Here is an 18,338-nt window from a genome sequence, read left to right as displayed (position 1 = left end):
GCGAATCGTAAAGAGGGCAGGTGCCCCATGGTCGTACCTGAAGAACCGAGGGGCCGGGACAAGCGAAACTGCAGCACGCTCCGGCGGCCAGTGTTCGGGTCCGACACTCCGGCGCAGCTCCTGTGCCCCGGTCGGGCGTTCCCCGGTCCACCTTCCATGACGCCGGTCCCGGAGCCCGGGCCCGCTGCCCGCCAGGAGCACATGAACCGGCGGCTCACCTCCGGCGGCCGGCGGATAGATGCGGCGGACTACGGACATTTAGTGCCTCCTCCGCCCATTCTGCTAATTCCAGCAGCGACTCATCCGAGTATTCCGGCATGGACAGAAGCAGCCCCGTGGAGGCCGTACCCGATTCCGATGCCAAAGGAAGGCTAATGCCGCAGGTTCCCAGATAGCTCAGCAACATTGTATTGCGGAGGGTTTTCGCGTTAGTGGCGTCATACAGCGAAGGATTGTCCGCCAGCGCGGCAACCGCTGGAGGCAGGTGCCTGACCGTGGGGCAAACCAGCACGGCGCCGGCCAGTTCCCGGGAGAACTGCGCCCGGAGAGGACCCATCTGCCGGTACACCACCGACACCGTGTCCCGGGCGGCTGCACTGCGCGCCAGTCTCCGCCTGGTGGCGGACTCGATCGCCCCGGATTCGAGATCCGATTCATGCATGAGGTAAGCCTCGGCGCCGACAATCGTCCCGTGCCGGTCCATCAGATCCTGCGCCATCCGCATCGAAGCAAGGGGCCGCGTTTCAATGCTCATTCCGCAGCGCTCGAGCTCCCGGACGGCTTCGGTGAAGAGCCCATAAACCTCCGGTGAGCAGTCATCAATCCACTCTCCCTCGGGAATGACCGCCCGCAGGGCCGGCGGCCTGGACGTGAGGTGGTGCGGGCCCGAGGCAAGCAGCGCATCGAGGGCCCTGACGTCCTTCGTGGCGCGGGCGATAATGCCGATGCTGTCCAATGTCCTGGACAGCGGCAGAAAGTCGGCGGGACCGTACCGTGTGCTGCTGGCTTTGAAGCCCACCAGCCCGCAGAAGGCGGCCGGAATACGAACGGAACCGGAGGTGTCGGTGCCCACGGCCAGGGGTGCGACTCCGGCGGCGACGGCCGCCGCCGCACCCGAGGAAGACCCTCCGGGCACAAGGGCTTCGGTGCCGCTGTTGGGGTTTCTGGGCGTCCCGAAGTACTGATTGATGCCGAGTCCGGAAAAAGCGAACTCGCTGAGGTGGGTTTTGCCCACGGTCACCAGGCCACAGCTTTGCGCCTGCCGCACCACCCAGCTATCAACGGCCGCCGGCGGAGCCGACGTACGGCTCTGTGAACCGGCCCTCGTCACCTCGCCCTCAACATCGAAGACGTCCTTCCAGGTAATGGGAACGCCGTCCAAAGGACTCAGCGGCGCTCCTTTGGTCCGCCTGGAATCGCTGAGGACTGCATCTGCCACAGCGCGTTCTGCGGTAAGTACTGCAAGGGCAGCCCGGGCCGCCTCCGATCCTGCCCGTGCAATCGATTCGTCGACCATCCGTCGTGAGGTGACGGCGCCGGATTGCAGTGCGGCGGACATCTCCATTGCTGACAGCGGCAGGGTCCGACTCACAGCTCCGCCTCCCTGCCGCTGCCTGCAAATGACGGCCGCACGGCGGAACGGCCGGTTCCGGAGGTTTCGGCGAGGGATCTGCCCCTGGTTTCCTCACCGAGTACAAGAGTCACGACGAGTCCGACAACATTGACCGCCGCCAGGAGGTACATCACGCCGCTGAGGCCCGCATTGAGCAGGATCAGGGGAAGGATGAATGTGCTCACCGCCGATCCGATCCGGCTGATAGCCACGACCGTCCCGGTTGCCGTGGCCCGCACCTGCGTGGGGAACAGCTCGTTGGGATAGATGATTTCAATGAAGTTGCAGGCACCCGAAGTGACCGCGTAGGCGGCCAGGGCAATAAACAATATGACGGCGGGGGCGTCGGGGAAAACGGCCATGAACCCGAAAGTCACGGACATGATGATGAAGGTGTAGACAAGCAAGGGCTTGCGCCCGATCCGGTCCACCAGCAGCAGTCCCGGAATCCCGCCGACCAGGAACATCGCGCTGATGATGAACTCGGCGAGGAAGATGTTCTGCCCCCCGACCCCGATCTCTGCCAAAATGTCTGGCCCAAAGGTATAGATCGCGAAGAGCGGTATGACATGGGCCGTGAAGAAAACGCCGACAAAGATGACCCGACGGAGATACACGCCTCGAAAAACCGCAGCGTAACTGGTCTGTCCCTCTTCCTCCGGGATCATCTCAATCCTGGCGGCCGGGCCCCATACCGTCTCGCAGACCCGCTGGGCCTCGGCCAGGCGGCCTTTGCTGATCAGCCACCGCGGGGATTCAGGGGTGCCGAACCGCAGAATCAGCGTGATGAGTCCGAAGACGGCAGGGCTGGCGAGCATCCACCGCCACGCGTCCGGTCCAAGGGACGACAGTGCCCAGCCGACCGCCGCGGCGGCCGCGGCGCCGCCGGCCCAGACAACAAAGAGCGATCCCAGAACCCTTCCCCGGGACTTGCTGGGGATGAACTCGGCCAACAGGGAACTGGCGATCGGATAGTCGGCGCCGATGGCGATGCCCAGAATCAGCCGAAGGACGATGAGGTGCCACGCCTCCTGGGAAAAGGCCGATGCGATGGAGACCACCACGAGCACCACCAGATCTATCAGGTACATCACCCGCCGGCCGACCCGGTCGGTCACATAACCGAAGACCGACCCACCAATGAAGATTCCCACCAGGGCCGCCGCTCCGATGAGTCCGACCTCGAACGGGCTCAGCTGCAGCTGGCCCTTAATGGAGACGAAGGCTATACCGATGATCGTCAGGGCATAGCCGTCAATGAACGGACCGCCGGCGGAGAAGACGGTGAGCCGTTTGTGGAACGCGTTCAGGGGAGCGTCATCGATCAGGGACGCTGTCGGATTCGGCATGATAATGGCTCTCTACGAGATATGGACGAGCTGGATCACCGCAGCTCTCACCTGGGAGGTGAGAAGAGCGGACCCGTGTAGGTGAACTGGTTGGCGACACGGCCCAGCGGATCCAGACCGGAAACGTCGATCCTTCCGTCGGGCATGAGGACCTGCTCAGCGACGTGGAACACGACGATCTCACCGACGACGAGGCGGTCACTGCCGGGATGAAAGGTGCTGTGAAGCACACATTCCATGCTGATCAGCGACTCCTGGACCCTGGGCGGTCTTACACGGAGAGAGGGCAGCGGGGTCATCTCCACCTGCGTGAACTCGTCGACCGCCGCGGGAAACGGCCTGCTGCTGATATTGACCGCCCCTGCCATGTCGGATGAAACAATATTCACAACGAACTCGCCCGTTTTTTCGATGTTCTCCGCACTGTCCTTAAGCCATCCACCCTCCTTGTATTCCAGGCTGAGGAGGAGCATCGGCGGCTCGGATGAAACGACCGTGAAGAAGCTGAACGGCGAAAGATTGTTGATGCCCGCCTCACTGATGGTCGATGTCCAGGCAATCGGCCGCGGAACCACAGCGCCGGTCAGAAGCTTGAACAACTCCCCGGGGGACAGGTCCGCACTTTCCATCGAACGCATGGCGGGATCCGTTCCCGGCAAGGGGCTCATGACCGACCCGGCTCCGGCGGCCCCTGAACGTCGACCAGAATCTCCTTCGTTTCCTGCAACGACCCGTTCACCGGAACGAGGTCCTGCGGGCAGGCCGAGACGATCACGATGAGGTCCTCGAGCGCTCTGAGGAGGATGTAGCTTCCCGGGGAACTCACCGGAGGTGCGAAGTCAATCTCACCCCCGGCGGTCCAGGGTACGTTCATGAAGACATTGAACGGGTCGGGCACAAACCCGAGGTCGGCCAGGCCCTCCTCGGCCAGGGCGGTGGTGAAGTTTTCGGCGCAGTTGTCGTGATGCCCGACGTGGCCGAGCATCTCATAGCGGGAGAGGTCGCAGGCCGGAATGAGCGTGTCATGGATACCGCCGGAAGTATCCTCCGTGAACTCGGCCAGGGGACGCCGGGTGTTGCTGAACAGGTGGTCCCCGACTTTCGGGAAGAGCCGCCCGGTCGCCGCGCGGGTATGCGCCATGGAGGCCCACTCGCGGGTCTTCGGGGAAAGGACCCATGTGTCGGCCACCTGCGTGCCGTGGGGGTTGACGATCTTCACCGACGCCCCCGCCGGCACGCGGAACGATGATCCGGTGCGTGCTTCTACGGTCTGCATGTCCAAGCCCCTCACCCGCGGAACGCAATCGATTGCGTGTGTGACTTCGAACACTACCGCAAACGATTGCGGCGGTCAATGAGCCGGATGGCGCGGGTTCGGGCGGAAGCGTTCCTTATCTGAGATGATCAGGAGTGTGACCCAGAAACCCACTGCGGAGCCAACGCGAAGCGGCCGGGAGCGCGTTACCCTCCGGACGGTTGCGGAAGCCGCCGGCGTGCATGCGTCCACCGTGTCAAGGGCTCTGCGGGCCCAGGCCGACCCTGCCCTCAGTGACGCCCCCAGCGCCTCCATCACCAGGCACATTATCGAGGTCGCGGACCGGCTGGGCTACCGTCCGGACCCCTACGCGGCGAGTCTGCGAACACGCCGTTCCATGTCGATCGGTGTGCTTGTCCCGCGCCTTTCGGACGTCGTTCTGGCGACCATCTACGAAGGCATCGAACAGAGCGCCGCCCTGAGCGGTTACCAGGTGGCCGTCGCCAACACCTACGACGATCCCGAACGGCACCGGAAGTACCTCGGTCTCATGTCCAGCCGACGCGTGGACGGGCTGATCCTGGCCGACGCGCACCTGGGCGTTGCCCAGAGCCACCCCACTGACGTGCCGACCGTCCTGGTCAACCGCCGCTGCCCAGGCTTCCTTTCCGTCTCCGGGGCGGACATCGTGGGCGGAGGGCTGGTGGCATCACACTTTGCCGACCTGGGACACGACCATCTCGGCGTCATCGCCGGCCCCACCTGGGCCAGCACGAGCATCGACAGGGTCACCGGATTCCGTGAAACCAGTCGGGCCAGGGGACTCGACCTGCCCGATTCGGCCGTCGTTGCGTCCTCCTTCGACGTTGAGGGCGGGCGCGAGGCCGCCAGGAGGCTTTTGGCCCTGGAGCCGCGCCCCACGGCCATTTTCGCCGTCAACGATTACGCTGCCATCGGAGCAATGGGGGAGATGCGTGACCAGGGACTGATGCCCGGCGCCGATATAGCCGTCGTGGGATACAACGACATAAACATCGCCCGCGAACTCCTGTGTCCATTGAGCAGCGTCGACAATTCCGTGATCAGCATGGGCCGGATTGCCGGCCAGACCCTGATCGATGTGCTGGCCGGAAAGCCGGCGGCCCCGACGCTGATTACGCCTTCCCTCAAGGCCAGGCAGTCAAGCGGCCCTGCACGCCGGTAGGTCACCGGCCGTACCGCCGGAACGGCTCTTTGCAGCGGACATGGTGAGATCACCATCCCAGCGGCCCAAACAATGTAGCTTGCTCCATAGCCACCCGTGCCGGCCGGTGGTCAGATGGGACCCACGGCCTGCCAGGCCGGCGCCGGCAAGCTAACGACTTCCTGAACCGAGTGCGCACCTGCCAGACCGGAACCCCACCGGAGGCGTCCACCGCGGCCGGGCCCCGGCCGGTCACGGCGCGCAGCCACCGTCCGGTCTCCATCAACCGTAAGGGACTACTTTCATGAATGACGCACCACAACTGCCCGAGGTCACCAGTGCGACGACGCTGTCGAACAGTTTCCTCGGGAATCTCATTGAGGTATGCATCGTGACCGCGGACCACCGGAAAACCATGGAGGGACTCGTCCGCCTCGGGATAGGCCCGTGGCGGGTCTACACGTTCGATTCAGCCACCGTTACGGACCGCACATACCACGGCGAGGCCGCCGACTATGCCATTAAGGTGTGTTTCGCTGACGTCGGCGATCTGGCGGTGGAACTGATGCAGCCGCTGTACGGGCCCTCCATCTTCCAGGAGCACCTGGACAAGCATGGGGAAGGTGTCCACCACCTTGCTTTTGACTGCGAGGAGCTCCCCTGGGAGCAGCGTCTGGAGCAGTTCACACAACGCGGATTCCCCTCGACGCAGTCAGGGAAGTTCATGGGCCAAAATGCCTTCGCCTTCTTTGGGACCGAAGCCGCAACCACGACCACCTTCGAGACCTACACCATTCCCGAGGGGTACCAGTGGCCCGAACCGGAGGAATGGTATCCCGCGGCTCCGCCCGCCGGCCAGGTACCGCCGGTGCGCGAACAACGCGCCTGAGCTCCGGCTCCGCCCGCCGCTACGGTATGGCCAGCCCGGACAGGCATCGGCGCGGTATCGACGATCGATGATGCGGTGGCCGCCGGTACCGGCCGGCGTCGCCGCCTAGGTCCGTCGTGCTCACGATCATCGGCGGCGTCACCGGCTTCAAAATCCACTAACAACACCGATGAACGGGGGACCCCTCGCCGCCGTCCACCGGATGCCTTACACCGCCGAGCGCGCCTGCTCCCGAGGTCCCCGACAGTCACCGGGTGGTAACGCCGGCTCCCACCCGGTGACTGCCGGGGACCCCGGGGCGGACGGTTCTGCCGGTCCCCGCCACAGCCGGAGAATCCAATCCTCCGCCGGGCAGCGGAACGTGTCCGCCTTCCATCACGACCGTTCTCCGCGGGGCAGGCCCCAACCGCGGCGTCACCGGCGGCATCCGCACGCCCGCTGTGCAGCACCACCAGCGGACGGGCGCGGGCGCGGACATGAGGTGCCGCCACCTGCCCGACCCGCACTGCAGCGCCCGCCGCATCAACCACAAACGGACCAGCACCCGGCAGCACGGTCCTCCACCGGCCGGTTCCAGCAGGTGGGAACCCGGCCGGATCCTGCAAGCGTCCAGGTGATCCGTCGGCATCCGCTCCACGCCGGCGGTTCGCCGTCCAAGGTATTCCGGCAAAGCGGCGGGTATGGGCGGCCCGGGGCCGCCCATACCCGCCGGGAATCAGGTCATCCGCCCCGTCACGTGTTGAAAAGCCCATGTGGAAGCCGTGTCCATCGGTGGGGTCACACCGTTCGCCGCACCGACGTGCCAGGCGAAACGGTGCGGGACAAATCCGGCGTGACAACCCCGGGGCAGCACGTCCACCTGCTCCCGGAACGCGGTCACCACGGCGGGCCCATGCAGTGCCGGCGGGCCCGAATCACTTCCCGAGCAGGCTGTGCACGGCCGACAGGATCTCCGCCGGTTCGCTTCGGGTGGTGTAGTCAAGGTGGACATCGATCCATTCGATCGTTCCATCCGCGCGGACCAGGCTCGTGGTGGGGAAGGTGAGTGTGGCGGTGCCATCCGCATTGATCTCTTCAATATCGAATCCGGAGGCCTTATCACTGGCAACCTGCTCGTCCGACTGCCGGCTCAGGATTCCCAGCTGCCCGGCAATCTGATTGCCCGGGTCCGACAAAACGGTGAACTCGAGCTGATTCTTCTCCTTCATCGTCAGCGAGCCGTCGGGCTTCTGCGGGCTGATCGCGACAAGCTCCACCCCAAGATCCCGGAGCGGTGCGCTGAGCGTCTCGTTATAGGTGCGCAGGGCAAGGTTGCAGACGGGGCACCATGCTCCACGGTAAAAGACGACCACCGAGGCTTTGCCGCCAACGGCCTGCGCAAAGGTCGTCGGCTCCCCCTGGGCGGTCAGAAGGTTTCCTTCGGGGAACGGATCACCCGCCACCAGGGTGCTCTTCGGCGATCCGCCCGGGAGGACCTGCGCGTTCTGCGCCCCCGGCGCGAGGTCCCGGGGGGAGGGGGAGGAGCCCTTGAGCGCGGCTGCCTGGTCACTAACGGGAGTGGTATCGGGCGACATCAGTCGTCCTTTCAATCGGTAATACGCGGTTTGTGGTGCATTGACGCCCCCACCATGACCCAACAAGATTGTATTAGCAAGTACAAAATGCTATTGTTGCGCGATGGCCGCCTACTCAGCAGACAACGCCCCGACAACACGCAAAGGCCGGGCGACGCGCGAGCGAATCATCGAGGTGGCCGCACGACTGATGCAGGACCGCGGCGTCTCCGGCACCACGCTCGAGGAGGTGGAGGCCGCGGCTGCCGTTGGCCGGTCGCAGATGTACCACTACTTCGCCGGCAAGGACGACCTGGTGGGTGCGGTCATCGACCATCAGATCCGGGGCATCCTGGCCTCGCAGGCTTCCCGCGACGGCCTGTCATCCTGGCGGGCGTGGGAGGAATGGCGCGACCACACGGTCGAGCACAGCTCCAAAGACAACTGCGCGGGAGGCTGTCCACTGGGCTCCCTGGCCAGTGAGCTGGCGGAAATCAGCGAAGAGGCCCGGGGCCGGCTTTCTGCGAGCTTCCTGCAATGGGAGGAAAGCTTCCACGAGGGTCTGTCCACCATGAAAAGCCAGGGACTGCTCTCGGATTCCGCCGACCCGGCACGGCTGGCCATTGGGATTATGACCTCCCTCGAGGGAGGGCTGCTGATGAGCCAGACGCACCGCGACAGGAAGTACCTGGAGATTGCCCTGGACGGCGCTCTGGGCCACGTGCGCGCGGTGGGGGCACCCCCGCACCAGCTGTCCTGACCCCGAAAACGGCCCGGCCGGTGAACCAGGGCCGGAGCCGCGGCCCGGTGGTGATAGGGACCGGTCCATGCGGACGGGACCGCAATCCGCACCCCGCCACGACCCGGGACGCCGCCGCGGACGGTAACCGTTCCAGCAATCGAGCCGGCCTCTGACGGCGTCCAGACGGCGGACCGCACTGGTGCATGATTCCCGGGACCTGCGGGCATGTCCGGAACCCCGCCGGCCTCGAGCGGATGCCGGCGGCCGGGTCAGCCCGCATGCCGGACATCATCCGACTGCCGAGGGCACGCTGAAATGGAAGCGGCCCGGCCCTCCACCGCGGTTGGGCTCGCGCCAGGCAGCAGCGCCGGTGCCCGGAGGATACCCGCGCACCGGCGTCGGGTTCCCCACTCGCGAGGTGCGGGCCCGTTTCCGCGCTGACCGGCGGCGTCCTGCGCCTTCGGGCCGGCGCACCCGCGTGCCCGGCAGCGGTTTCCTCCCCGCGCGGGCAGCAGGGGCTATCGACAATGTTCAATTCCTGAACTACCTTTTCACTACCGCCAGTCCGGCGGAATCCACCTCTGGCGGGAGTACCGCATGGCCGCACCAACCCGAGGGTTCACCGGCAGACCACGGAACCCGGATGCCAATCTCCCGCCCGGCCAGTACGCCACCGACGGCTTTCCCGTCCTGTCGGCAGGTCCCACCCCGCACGTACCCCTGCCTGACTGGACCTTCGAGATCGACACCGGCTCCGCGACACACCAATGGACCTGGGAGCAGCTGCAGGCGCTGCCGCAGGAAAACATCACGGCGGATATCCACTGTGTGACCCGCTGGTCCAAGCTCGGCACCGCATGGCGCGGAGTTTCCCTCGACACCCTGTTCGAGGAGGTGGAGTCCGAAGCCGAATACGCGATGGTCCACTCCTACGGCGACTACACCACCAACCTTCCCCTCGAGGACCTCCTCGACGGCAAGGCATGGCTTGTCCACGAATTCGAGGGGGAGGCGCTCCCCTCCGCCCACGGGGGACCGGTCCGGCTTCTCGTGCCGCACCTGTACTTCTGGAAAAGCGCCAAGTGGGTCAGCGGCATCCGCATGATGGATCAGGACCTGCCCGGTTTCTGGGAGGTCAACGGCTACCACATCTATGGCGATCCGTGGAGAGAGGAACGCTATTCGTGAGGAAATCCTGGCAGGCCGCCGAGGTCAGCGCCGTCCGGCCCGAGACGGCAAGGTCGCGCACCATCCGGCTTCGCTTTCCCGACGCCGTCACGGGAATCGCCGGCCAGCACGTCGACCTGCGGCTCACCGCAGGCGACGGGTACCAGGCCGTGCGCTCCTATTCGGTGGCAGGCTGGATTCCCCCTGATGAACTCGAGGTGACAATCGAGGAACTGAAGGACGGGGAAGTGTCCCCCTTCCTGGTCAATGACCTGGCCCCGGGCGACGAACTGGAAGTACGGGGCCCCGTCGGCGGCTGGTTCACCTGGACGCCCGATCAGGAGGGACCGCTGCAGTTGATTGCCGGTGGATCCGGGGTTGTTCCCCTGATGGCCATGCTGCGGGCACACTCCGGAGCCGGCTCCGCCGTCCCCGCGCGGCTGCTGTACTCCGTGCGGGGTCCCGAACAGGTCTTCTATGGCAGCGAACTCGCGGTCATCGGGCAGGAAAATCCGCACGTCACAGTGGACTTCGCCTACTCGCGGGAGGCCCCCGACGGCCAGCCCGTCGGGCGGCTGACCCGGGAAGCAGTGATGCGTGCGTGCTTCCCTCCAGAAGACCTTCCCTCGGTCTACGTCTGCGGCTCCACCGGCTTCGTCGAGGCCGTCGCCTCGTGGCTGGTGGACGCAGGGCATGAGGCCGGCCGGATCCGAACCGAGCGATACGGAGGATAACGATGGACAGCGCCGATCAGCACCCCCACGACCATGACCACCTGGATGGGAACGCCCTCGCGGGGGCCCTGGAGCAGTTCATGGTCGACCTCACGAGCGCCAGGTGCACCTGCGCCCACTGCGGTTCCTCCTCCGCGCTGGGAGCGGCCCTGCTGTACACCCACGCACCGGGGATGGTGCTGCGGTGTCCCACCTGCACCTCCGTCCTCCTGTGCCTGAGTGACCAGGAGGGACGCCAGGTCCTGACCGTCGACGGCATCCGCCAGTTCGCGGTCACGTCCCGCTGACCCGGCAGCCGGAAGCTCGATGGCCAGCGGCGGCGTTCCGTCCCCGCGTGGACGCTGTTTCGAAACGTCGATCCCGATCGTGAGTGCCTCCGGTCCCACCCCGGCATCCGGAGACCCGTGCAGGATTCCGCGTTGCCTATGATCCGCATCAGGAAGGCCAGGAGCGGATGCGCCGGGCACCCGCTTCCGGCCTGCAGCGCGCGGATCCGCGCGGCCCCTATTTACGGAGGAGGAGCCGTTAACGGCCTACGGTACGCCGCATGTTCCGCCCGAACCGTCCGGCCCCTGCCCTACAGTCCGGGGTGTTCTTCGATCCGGGCCAGCTCCGAGTCCAACTTCAGGGACCTGGACAGCACCAGGTAGGCGGCTCCAGCGCCGATCAGCCCGATGACGAAGGAGATGTCGATGCCTGCGGTCAGCGCCGTGGCAGGACCCTTGTAAAAGCTCAGGACCATGAACGGGACCTCGAACAACAAACCCGCCGCGTAGGCAGTCAACCCCCGCCAGGCCCACGTGCCGTACATGCCGTCGCGCTGCTCGATCTCCGCGATGGAGTAGTGGCCTTTCCGGACGATGAAGAAGTCGACGAGGTTCACCGCCGTCCACGGAACCAACAGATACAACAGAATGCTCAGCAGGTTGGTGATGAGAACGGTCTGGTCGCCCTGCAGGTTGAGGTTGATCGTGCCCCAGACGAGGAGCAGGCCCACCGTGCAGGCAATGCGCAGGCGCCGTGTGGACCGGATGGGCTTGAAGCAGTCAATGACCGTCGCCACGGCGATTCCCGCGCTGTAGGTGTTGATACCGATGACCGCGATCAGCCCGGCGACCGACAGAAGCGCTGTGGCGGTGCCGAAGACGGGGAACATAGTGTTCCCGGCCATGTTCAGTCCCACCAGGGCGTCGGTGGCCCCTACATGGGTCGCAAGCCAGGCACCCATGGACATCAGCCAAATCAGTGAGAAGCAGATCCCGCTTTGGACGGCCAGGACGACATGGGAGGTCTTGATCGTCGCGGGGAGGTAGCGGGTGTAGTCCGATACGTACGGTGCCAGCGTGAGGTTGTAGCTCATTGCCGTGGCGAAAACGATCATGAAGGCCGTGGCGGAGAAGCCTCCCGGCGAGGATGGTTCCTGGGTGGCGGCCCCGCCCGTGAACATGCCAATCGTCAGCACCAGGTAGAAGGGTGCGCTGACCCAGAAAAGCACCCGGAACACCTTGTGGAGCCAGTTGTGCCCGAAGATCGCCAGCAGCGCCGCGATGGCCGACACGGCGATGATGATCGCTGTCGGGTTCCAGCCGAACACTCCATTCAGTCCCGACTTGAGCACGTCGGTCTGTAGAACATTGAAGACGATGAAGTTGAACAGCACGGCAATGGTGGGGATCAGCACCCCGCGGTAGCCGAACTGGGCCCGGGACTGGATCATCTGCGGCAGTCCCAGCCGGGGACCCTGGGATGCGTGGAACGAGACGAAGATCCCGCCGAAGATCCCGCCGGCCGCACCGGCAACGATCGTCCACACGAGGGACAGTCCAAGACTTGGGCCGATGAAGCCCAGTGCGATGCTGAAAATGTTGAAGTTTGCGATCGTCCAGAAAATCGCCTGTTTTGGGGCGGTGCCGTGCCGCTCGTGTTCCGGGATGAAGTCAATGGAGTGGGACTCCACGGCGCTTTTCATGCCCAGGCTGTTCTGCTCCAGCTCCTGGTGCTCGTCAATCAGTGTCCTCTTTGACATGGTGGTCTCATCTCGGAATTGTGAAAGCTTTGGTCAGGGAAAAGTTCCGGCGCCGGCGCGGCGCCTGGTTTCTGCGAAGGCGTGGTTCCGCCACGAACCTCTGCCGGTTGGTTCGTCATCCTGAGGGCGTTGGCACCGGCACGGAGGTCAGACTGCGCCGAAGTGCGGTCAGGAACATCTCGGCATCGGCGCCATTGAACGACAGGGGCGGCCGGATCTTCAGTACGTTCCGCCCCGGTCCCACCGCGGCGACGAGCACGTGGTTCTCCTTCATCGCGTTGACGATGTCGAAGGCGTAGTCACCGGCCGGCGCTTTGGTGGTCCTGTCGGTGACCAGGTCGACACCGAGATACAGGCCGCTGCCGCGGACATCTCCAATGGTTTCGAACTGGTCCGCGAGCCCGCGCAGTCCCTCCATGAGGTAGGAGCCGGTCGTATCGGCGTTCTTAATGAGCTCCTCGTCGCCCAGGACGTCGAGGGTCGCCTGAGCCGCGGCCACCGACACCGGATTGCCCGCGAAGGTGCTGAAGTAGCGGATGTCCGCCCCGAAACGGTCGATCAGCTGATGTGGGGCGACAACACCCGCGATGGGCTGACCGCTGCCCATCGGTTTGCCAATGGTGACCAGATCGGGGGTGACGCCCAGGGTGTCGTAGCCCCACATGCCCTGGCCGAGCCGGCCGAAGCCGGACTGGACCTCATCGGCGATCGCCAGCCCGCCGGCCTTTCTGACTGCGTCCACTGCCTGGGATACCGCCTCCGGGCCCGGCGTGAAGGAACCATCGGAGGCGAAGATCGAATCGAAGATGATGGCCGCCGGCTTGATGCCCCGTCGGGCAAAATTCCTCAACGCCTGTTCGACTCCGGCGGCGAAGGTTCCGGTGCCGCGGTAGGTGTCCGGTGCCGGCACCATTTCGACCCACTCCGGAACGGAAGCGGGGCCGCCGAGCGACGGGGAAATGGAAGCCGTCTCGGTGGTAATGCCGTGGTACGCCTCCGTGGTGACGATCACTCCGGTGCCGGAGGTGATGTACTTGGCGATTCTCAGTGCGAGGTCGTTCGCCTCCGAGCCGGTGCACGTGTACATGATGTTGTCGAGGTGGTCCGCGAACGTGCTGAGGAGCTGCTCGGAGTAGTTAATGACTCCTTCATGGAGGTACCTCGTGTGGGTGTTCACCTGTGCCACCTGGCGGGAGATCGCCTCGATGATCCGGGGATGGGCGTGTCCGGCGGTCGGGACGTTGTTGTAGGCGTCGAGGTATTCCGCGCCGACCGCATCGTAGAGCCGGGTGCCGCTGCCGCGCACGATCTGCAGGGGATCGGAGTAGAAAAGCCGGTACGCAGCACCCATGGCATCCCGGCGCCGCGTGACGAGTCCGGCAATGTCCTCGGGCAGCTTCTCCAGATCGGCGTAATTGAAGTAGTTCGTAGGTCCTGGCACGGTGGCTCCTAGAAATCGAGGTTGCGGAGCTGCTGGTAACTCAGCTCAAGGTTGCGGCGTAGGTAGTCGGTGTTGTTCGTCAACGAGGCGCTGAGCTTTTCCGCCAGCAAAATGCGCTGGGCGATGCGCATGGCAACCAGGCCCGGGAGCATCCGATGCTCGAGCGGCGTCAGAGGATTCACGCTGATGTACCCCGCGATAATATGGGCAGGTTTTTGCCAGGCGGGGCCGGCGACCCCGGCCTGCGAGGCGAGCCCGCTGGCCAGGTCCGCCGCCCGCCAGGTACGCACCGCGTCCCCCCAGTCAAGGACGCCACAGACATACTCAGGAGTGCCCGGGTCGACGAGAACATTGTCCAGACCGAAATCCATGTGGAGGACCTGAACCGGCAGTTCATGCGCGACGGGGGAGAGGACCTCGTCGAACCAGTCAAACACCCTGGCAATCAGCTGCCCGCTCTGCGGGGGGTGGATCGCCCGCAGATCATTGAAGTGGCGTAGATCAAACATCATGTAGCGCCCGTCGGCGGGATGGTCGAAGTCAGCCAGGGCCAGTGCCAGACGCGCTTCAACGATCCCGCACTGCCGGAGTTGGCCAGGCGTCGGCTTATTCGTGCGCAGCATGGAACCCGGCAGGAAGGTCAGCAACCGGGCGACCCGCTGCTGTCCGTCCTTTCCCGTGATAGCCGGCGACCAGTTCCCTGCCGCCGTCGGCACCACGCGCTGCAGCGGCAGCTCCGGGTCCTTTTCGGAGGCATGGCGCAGCGCGGCCGTCTGCAGGTCGATCGAGCTGCGGTCATCGTCGGGATGTGCCACCTTCAGGACGAAGTCCCCCGACCGGGAGGAAACCCTGAAGGTGTCATCCCGCTCCGTGGCCAGACGCGCCGGGGGCTCACTGACTTCTATGCCGAAAACGGATTCGAGCACCCGGACCGCGTCCTCGGGCTGCATGGGCAGAAACGGCAGGGGCGCAACAGCCGGGACTGTGGTGCCCGTCACTCCAAACTTTGTCTCGTTCATCCCTGAACGGTAGGCCGTCTCCAGATGAATAGCAATCCTTTTGTTGAACAGTTCTACAAGTTTCCATGATGGGGTCTCAATTCCTCAGCGGCCGGCTGGAATCCTTGACGCGTTCCGGGGAAGCCTGTATTGTTCACTTGTTCAACAATCCTCAACCGTGCTGTCAAGGACTGGAGTCTTATCGTGGACGCATCAAGTGGGCTTTTCATCGATGGGAGCTGGCGCACCTCCAAGGGCCGCTCGAGCCGCGCCGTCCGGAATCCATGGGACGACTCCATCGTGGCGACCGTCTGCGATGCAGGCCCCTCCGACGTGCAGGACGCGGTCGGGGCCGCCCAGCGGGTTATGGACGCAGGTGACTTCCTGCCCTTCGAGCGCTACCAGGTCCTCTCACGTGCCTCCGCCCTGATTGCCGCCGACGCGGAGGAGTTCGCCCGGTTGATCGTTTTGGAGGCGGGCAAGCCGCTACGGGATGCCCGGGCGGAAGTGGCCCGAGCCGTTCACGCCGTCCAGCTCTGCGCCGAGGAAGCCAAGAGGGTGACCGGTGAGGTGATTCCCTTTTCCGCGACGCCCGGCTCGGAGCGGCGCGTCGGGTTCACCCTGCCCCACCCGATCGGCGTGGTGTGCGCCATCTCCAGCTTCAATGCTCCGCTGGTTCAAATGATGCACAAAGCTCCGGCGGCTTTGGCCGCGGGATGCGCCGTCGTCCTCAAGCCGGCAGAGAAAACCCCGCTCTCGGCGATGAAGTTCGTCGAGACGCTGAGCGAAGCCGGCCTGCCGGCGGGATGGCTCAACCTGGTGCTCGGAGGAGCCGAGGTGGGCGACCAGCTCATCGCCGACGAACGGTTCGCCGCCTACTCGTTCACCGGATCGGTCCGCGTGGGCCAGCACATCCGCCAGGGAGTAGGGTTGCGCAAAACCATCCTTGAACTGGGCAACAACTCACCGAGCATTGTCCACGCGGACGCAGACCTCGAGCTCGCCGCAACGGCCATCGCGAAAAGCGGGTTCGTCTACGCCGGTCAGATGTGTATCGCGGCCCAGCGCGTACTCGTTCACTCGGCCGTTCATGACGAGTTCCTGGAGCTGCTCCAGGAAAAGACCCGCGCCCTCATCGTGGGCGACCCCATGGATGAGCGTACCGATGTAGGGCCCATGCTTTCCCTTGAGTCCGCCGAGCGTGCGGTGCAGCTGATTAAAGAGACCGTAGGGGCGGGAGCTGAATGCATCACCGGCGGCACGAGGGAAGGCTCGACGGTCACTCCGACCATCCTGCGGAACGTCCACCCGGGCATGCGCATCGCCCGCGATGAAGCCTTCTCCCCCATCCTCGCGGTCACCAGCTATGACACCATTGAGGAGGCCGTGGAACTGGCCAACAATACGCGCTTCGGACTGCAGGCCGCACTCTTCACGGAATCACTCGACACGGCCATGTACATCTCCCAGCGATTGGACACCGGCACGGTGATGGTCAACGAAGGCTCGCACGTGCGCATCGACCAGATGCCCTTTGGCGGTGTCAAGGACAGCGGCATGGGCCGTGAAGGCATCCGTTACGCCGTAGAGGAATTCACGTCCCAGCGGCTGGTCTGCCTGACGCTGAAGGACCCGGTGTGACGCCCGCCGACCTGCAGTGGCTCGACGGCGTGGCGCTCGGAGACCTCGTGCGCTCGGGGGAGATCACCCCCCTAGAGCTGGTGGATCATGCCATTGCACGCGCGGAACGGGAGAACCCGACCCTGAACTTCATCGCCCATACGAACTACGACCAGGCGCGGAAAGCCGCCGGTGAGCTGAACCATGCGGATCCCGCCGCCGATCACGGCCCGCTGTTCGGGGTCCCGATGATGGTGAAGGACCACGTTGCAACGATCGCCGGGGTGCCCCACACCTCCGGTTCCAGATACCTGGGCGACTACATCGCTCCCTACGACAGCGAACTGGTCATCCGGTACAAAGCGGCGGGACTCGTCCCCGTGGCCACCTCCGTCGCCAGCGAATTCGCCCTGATCGCAACGGCGGAGGCGCAGCGCTACGGGCCGTGCCGGAACCCCTGGAACCCCAGCCACTCAACCGGCGGTTCCAGCGGTGGCTCCGCCGCAGCCGTGGCGGCCGGAGTGGTCCCGATCGCCCACGCCAATGACTCCGGCGGCTCCATCAGAATTCCTGCCTCGGCATGCGGGCTCTTCGGTCTGAAGCCGACGCGGGCCAGGAACCCCCTCGGCCCCGACTTCGGGGACATCACCTCCGGACTATGGGCCGAACACGTCATCACCCGGTCGGTGCGCGACAGCGCGGCTTGCCTTGATGCAACCGCCGGGCCCATGCAGGGCGATCCCTACCCGGCACCCAGACACCCAGGACGGTTCCTCGCCGCCCTCGACGAACCCACGGCGCCACTACGCCTCGCCTTCTCCACCGAGGCCCCTACCGGGGTGGAAGTCTCCGCCGAATGCCGCACCGCGGCGCTCGACGCAGCGGCACTGTGCGAAGAGCTCGGTCACCACGTGGAAGAAGCCAACCTTCCTGTCGATGCCAGCTCCATGGAGGAAGCATTCTTCGTGCTCTATGCCGCTGGTGCTGCCTGGGGGATTGATTCCTGGCAGCGCACGCTTAAGAGGGGGCCGGCCGAGGGGGACCTTGAACCCTATACCCGGGCGCTGGCCGACACGGGACGGAAATTCACCGCCTCGGAGTATCTGCTCGCCGTGCAGGAGGTTCAACGGTATTCCAGGACGTTGGCAGCGTTCTACGCCACCTTCGACTCCCATCTGACACCCGTCCTTGCTGCTCCCCCTTTGAAAATCGGTGGATTGGCTGCGCCGGCAGCCGATCCACTGCAGCTGCTTCACATCGACGCGAATTATGCCCCCTTCACCTGGATGGCCAATGCGACCGGGCAACCTGCCATGTCGGTGCCCCTCTTCTGGAACCAGGCCGGTCTGCCGATCGGGGTTCACTTCACGGGCAGGACCGGAGATGAGGGACTGCTCCTGCGGCTCGCAGGTCAACTGGAGGAGGCACGTCCGTGGGCTCACCGCCGGCCCGGCGGTACCCTGCCCTAGCCTCACACCCGGCCCGCCGACGTGCCGCGGGGCACCGGCACGGCACATCGCGCGCCGCAGACCTGACACGCGCCAACAAGGGGGCGGGCGATGGGGGAGTGTGCCGACAACAGCGTGCAGTGACGCCGTCCTTCCGGTCAGCTCGCATTATCGACCGGCAGCGAACGGCCAGCGGTTCACTCCCGGAACCGACCGGATCTCGGATCCAACAGCAGGAGCCGCGGGTTGCTTCTGCGCCCTGCCACCGCATTCCGGCGGCAGGACGAAAGTGCTTTGCTGCGCGGTGCGCCCCGGAGCGCG

16 protein-coding genes are annotated in these 18,338 nt (G+C 65.2%); 8 read left to right on the top strand and 8 right to left on the bottom strand.

Annotated elements, in window-relative coordinates; translation table 11 throughout:
- Nucleotides 1–214 precede the first annotated feature (214 nt).
- From QZX79_RS09065 to QZX79_RS09050, 4 genes are read right to left on the bottom strand one after another with little or no spacing between them, the layout of a single operon-like run.
- Entirely contained in the window at nucleotides 215–1,558 is a 1,344-nt protein-coding gene (locus QZX79_RS09065) for an amidase family protein (protein WP_294567714.1), read from the bottom strand.
- Between the two features lie 29 nt (nucleotides 1,559–1,587).
- Complete coding sequence (locus QZX79_RS09060) at nucleotides 1,588–2,961, bottom strand: MFS transporter (RefSeq protein WP_294567712.1); 1,374 nt, start codon at nucleotides 2,959–2,961, stop codon at nucleotides 1,588–1,590.
- Between the two features lie 47 nt (nucleotides 2,962–3,008).
- The gene (locus QZX79_RS09055; protein WP_294567710.1) at nucleotides 3,009–3,599 is read right to left on the bottom strand and encodes a flavin reductase family protein; all 591 of its coding nucleotides are present in this window, start codon (nucleotides 3,597–3,599) and stop codon (nucleotides 3,009–3,011) included.
- A 26-nt stretch (nucleotides 3,600–3,625) separates the two neighbouring features.
- The gene (locus QZX79_RS09050; RefSeq protein WP_294567709.1) at nucleotides 3,626–4,237 is read right to left on the bottom strand and encodes an urea carboxylase-associated family protein; all 612 of its coding nucleotides are present in this window, start codon (nucleotides 4,235–4,237) and stop codon (nucleotides 3,626–3,628) included.
- 232 nt (nucleotides 4,238–4,469) lie between these two features.
- On the opposite strand from QZX79_RS09050, the gene QZX79_RS09045 reads away from it, so the two are divergent.
- Nucleotides 4,470–5,420: a substrate-binding domain-containing protein gene (locus QZX79_RS09045; RefSeq protein ID WP_366484845.1), complete on the top strand. Its 951-nt coding sequence runs from the start codon at nucleotides 4,470–4,472 to the stop codon at nucleotides 5,418–5,420.
- Nucleotides 5,421–5,703: 283 nt separating this feature from the next.
- Nucleotides 5,704–6,288 carry a VOC family protein gene (locus tag QZX79_RS09040; RefSeq protein WP_294567705.1) on the top strand — a complete coding sequence of 195 codons (585 nt, stop codon included), beginning with the start codon at nucleotides 5,704–5,706 and terminating at the stop codon, nucleotides 6,286–6,288.
- Nucleotides 6,289–7,202: 914 nt separating this feature from the next.
- Here QZX79_RS09040 and QZX79_RS09035 read toward each other — a convergent pair.
- Nucleotides 7,203–7,862, bottom strand: a complete 660-nt coding sequence (locus tag QZX79_RS09035; RefSeq protein ID WP_294567704.1) for a peroxiredoxin-like family protein — start codon at nucleotides 7,860–7,862, stop codon at nucleotides 7,203–7,205.
- A gap of 103 nt (nucleotides 7,863–7,965) precedes the next feature.
- Here QZX79_RS09035 and QZX79_RS09030 point away from each other — a divergent pair, with 103 nt between their 5' ends.
- From QZX79_RS09030 to QZX79_RS09015, 4 genes are all read left to right on the top strand, one after another.
- Nucleotides 7,966–8,601 (top strand): TetR/AcrR family transcriptional regulator, encoded by a 636-nt coding sequence (locus QZX79_RS09030; protein ID WP_294567703.1) that lies wholly within the window; start codon nucleotides 7,966–7,968, stop codon nucleotides 8,599–8,601.
- 579 nt (nucleotides 8,602–9,180) lie between these two features.
- Nucleotides 9,181–9,771 (top strand): sulfite oxidase-like oxidoreductase, encoded by a 591-nt coding sequence (locus tag QZX79_RS09025; protein ID WP_294567702.1) that lies wholly within the window; start codon nucleotides 9,181–9,183, stop codon nucleotides 9,769–9,771.
- Nucleotides 9,768–10,484 (top strand): FAD-binding oxidoreductase, encoded by a 717-nt coding sequence (locus QZX79_RS09020; protein WP_294567700.1) that lies wholly within the window; start codon nucleotides 9,768–9,770, stop codon nucleotides 10,482–10,484. The genes QZX79_RS09025 and QZX79_RS09020 overlap by 4 nt, the downstream gene beginning before the upstream one ends.
- 2 nt (nucleotides 10,485–10,486) lie before the next feature.
- The gene (locus QZX79_RS09015) at nucleotides 10,487–10,771 is read left to right on the top strand and encodes a DUF6510 family protein (protein WP_294567698.1); all 285 of its coding nucleotides are present in this window, start codon (nucleotides 10,487–10,489) and stop codon (nucleotides 10,769–10,771) included.
- Nucleotides 10,772–11,061: 290 nt separating this feature from the next.
- On the opposite strand, the gene QZX79_RS09010 is transcribed toward QZX79_RS09015, so the two are convergent.
- The 3 genes from QZX79_RS09010 to QZX79_RS09000 form a co-directional block, all read right to left on the bottom strand.
- Entirely contained in the window at nucleotides 11,062–12,510 is a 1,449-nt protein-coding gene (locus QZX79_RS09010; RefSeq protein ID WP_294567697.1) for a cytosine permease, read from the bottom strand.
- A 115-nt stretch (nucleotides 12,511–12,625) separates the two neighbouring features.
- Nucleotides 12,626–13,951 (bottom strand): aspartate aminotransferase family protein, encoded by a 1,326-nt coding sequence (locus tag QZX79_RS09005; protein WP_294567696.1) that lies wholly within the window; start codon nucleotides 13,949–13,951, stop codon nucleotides 12,626–12,628.
- A gap of 8 nt (nucleotides 13,952–13,959) precedes the next feature.
- The gene (locus QZX79_RS09000) at nucleotides 13,960–14,949 is read right to left on the bottom strand and encodes a phosphotransferase (RefSeq protein ID WP_294567695.1); all 990 of its coding nucleotides are present in this window, start codon (nucleotides 14,947–14,949) and stop codon (nucleotides 13,960–13,962) included.
- 204 nt (nucleotides 14,950–15,153) lie between these two features.
- Here QZX79_RS09000 and QZX79_RS08995 point away from each other — a divergent pair, with 204 nt between their 5' ends.
- Complete coding sequence (locus QZX79_RS08995; RefSeq protein WP_294567694.1) at nucleotides 15,154–16,590, top strand: aldehyde dehydrogenase family protein; 1,437 nt, start codon at nucleotides 15,154–15,156, stop codon at nucleotides 16,588–16,590.
- The gene (locus tag QZX79_RS08990; protein WP_294567693.1) at nucleotides 16,587–18,038 is read left to right on the top strand and encodes an amidase; all 1,452 of its coding nucleotides are present in this window, start codon (nucleotides 16,587–16,589) and stop codon (nucleotides 18,036–18,038) included. Before QZX79_RS08995 ends, QZX79_RS08990 begins: the two co-directional genes overlap by 4 nt.
- Nucleotides 18,039–18,338: the final 300 nt, after the last annotated feature.

Origin of the sequence: uncultured Arthrobacter sp., assembly GCF_902805515.1 — a bacterium.
In the GTDB taxonomy this organism is placed as follows: domain Bacteria; phylum Actinomycetota; class Actinomycetes; order Actinomycetales; family Micrococcaceae; genus Arthrobacter_D.
Note: the sequence above shows the minus strand (reverse complement) of the source record. Positions and strands in the feature narration are given on the sequence as shown.

Coding starts and splice junctions, on each gene's coding strand:
- QZX79_RS09015 (WP_294567698.1), top strand. CDS start 10,487: ATGGACAGCGCCGATCAGCACCCCCACGACCATGACCACCTGGATGGG.
- QZX79_RS09030 (WP_294567703.1), top strand. CDS start 7,966: ATGGCCGCCTACTCAGCAGACAACGCCCCGACAACACGCAAAGGCCGG.
- QZX79_RS09050 (WP_294567709.1), bottom strand. CDS start 4,237: ATGCAGACCGTAGAAGCACGCACCGGATCATCGTTCCGCGTGCCGGCG.
- QZX79_RS09065 (WP_294567714.1), bottom strand. CDS start 1,558: ATGTCCGCCGCACTGCAATCCGGCGCCGTCACCTCACGACGGATGGTC.
- QZX79_RS09040 (WP_294567705.1), top strand. CDS start 5,704: ATGAATGACGCACCACAACTGCCCGAGGTCACCAGTGCGACGACGCTG.
- QZX79_RS09035 (WP_294567704.1), bottom strand. CDS start 7,862: ATGTCGCCCGATACCACTCCCGTTAGTGACCAGGCAGCCGCGCTCAAG.
- QZX79_RS09055 (WP_294567710.1), bottom strand. CDS start 3,599: ATGCGTTCGATGGAAAGTGCGGACCTGTCCCCCGGGGAGTTGTTCAAG.
- QZX79_RS09010 (WP_294567697.1), bottom strand. CDS start 12,510: ATGTCAAAGAGGACACTGATTGACGAGCACCAGGAGCTGGAGCAGAAC.
- QZX79_RS09025 (WP_294567702.1), top strand. CDS start 9,181: ATGGCCGCACCAACCCGAGGGTTCACCGGCAGACCACGGAACCCGGAT.
- QZX79_RS09060 (WP_294567712.1), bottom strand. CDS start 2,961: ATGCCGAATCCGACAGCGTCCCTGATCGATGACGCTCCCCTGAACGCG.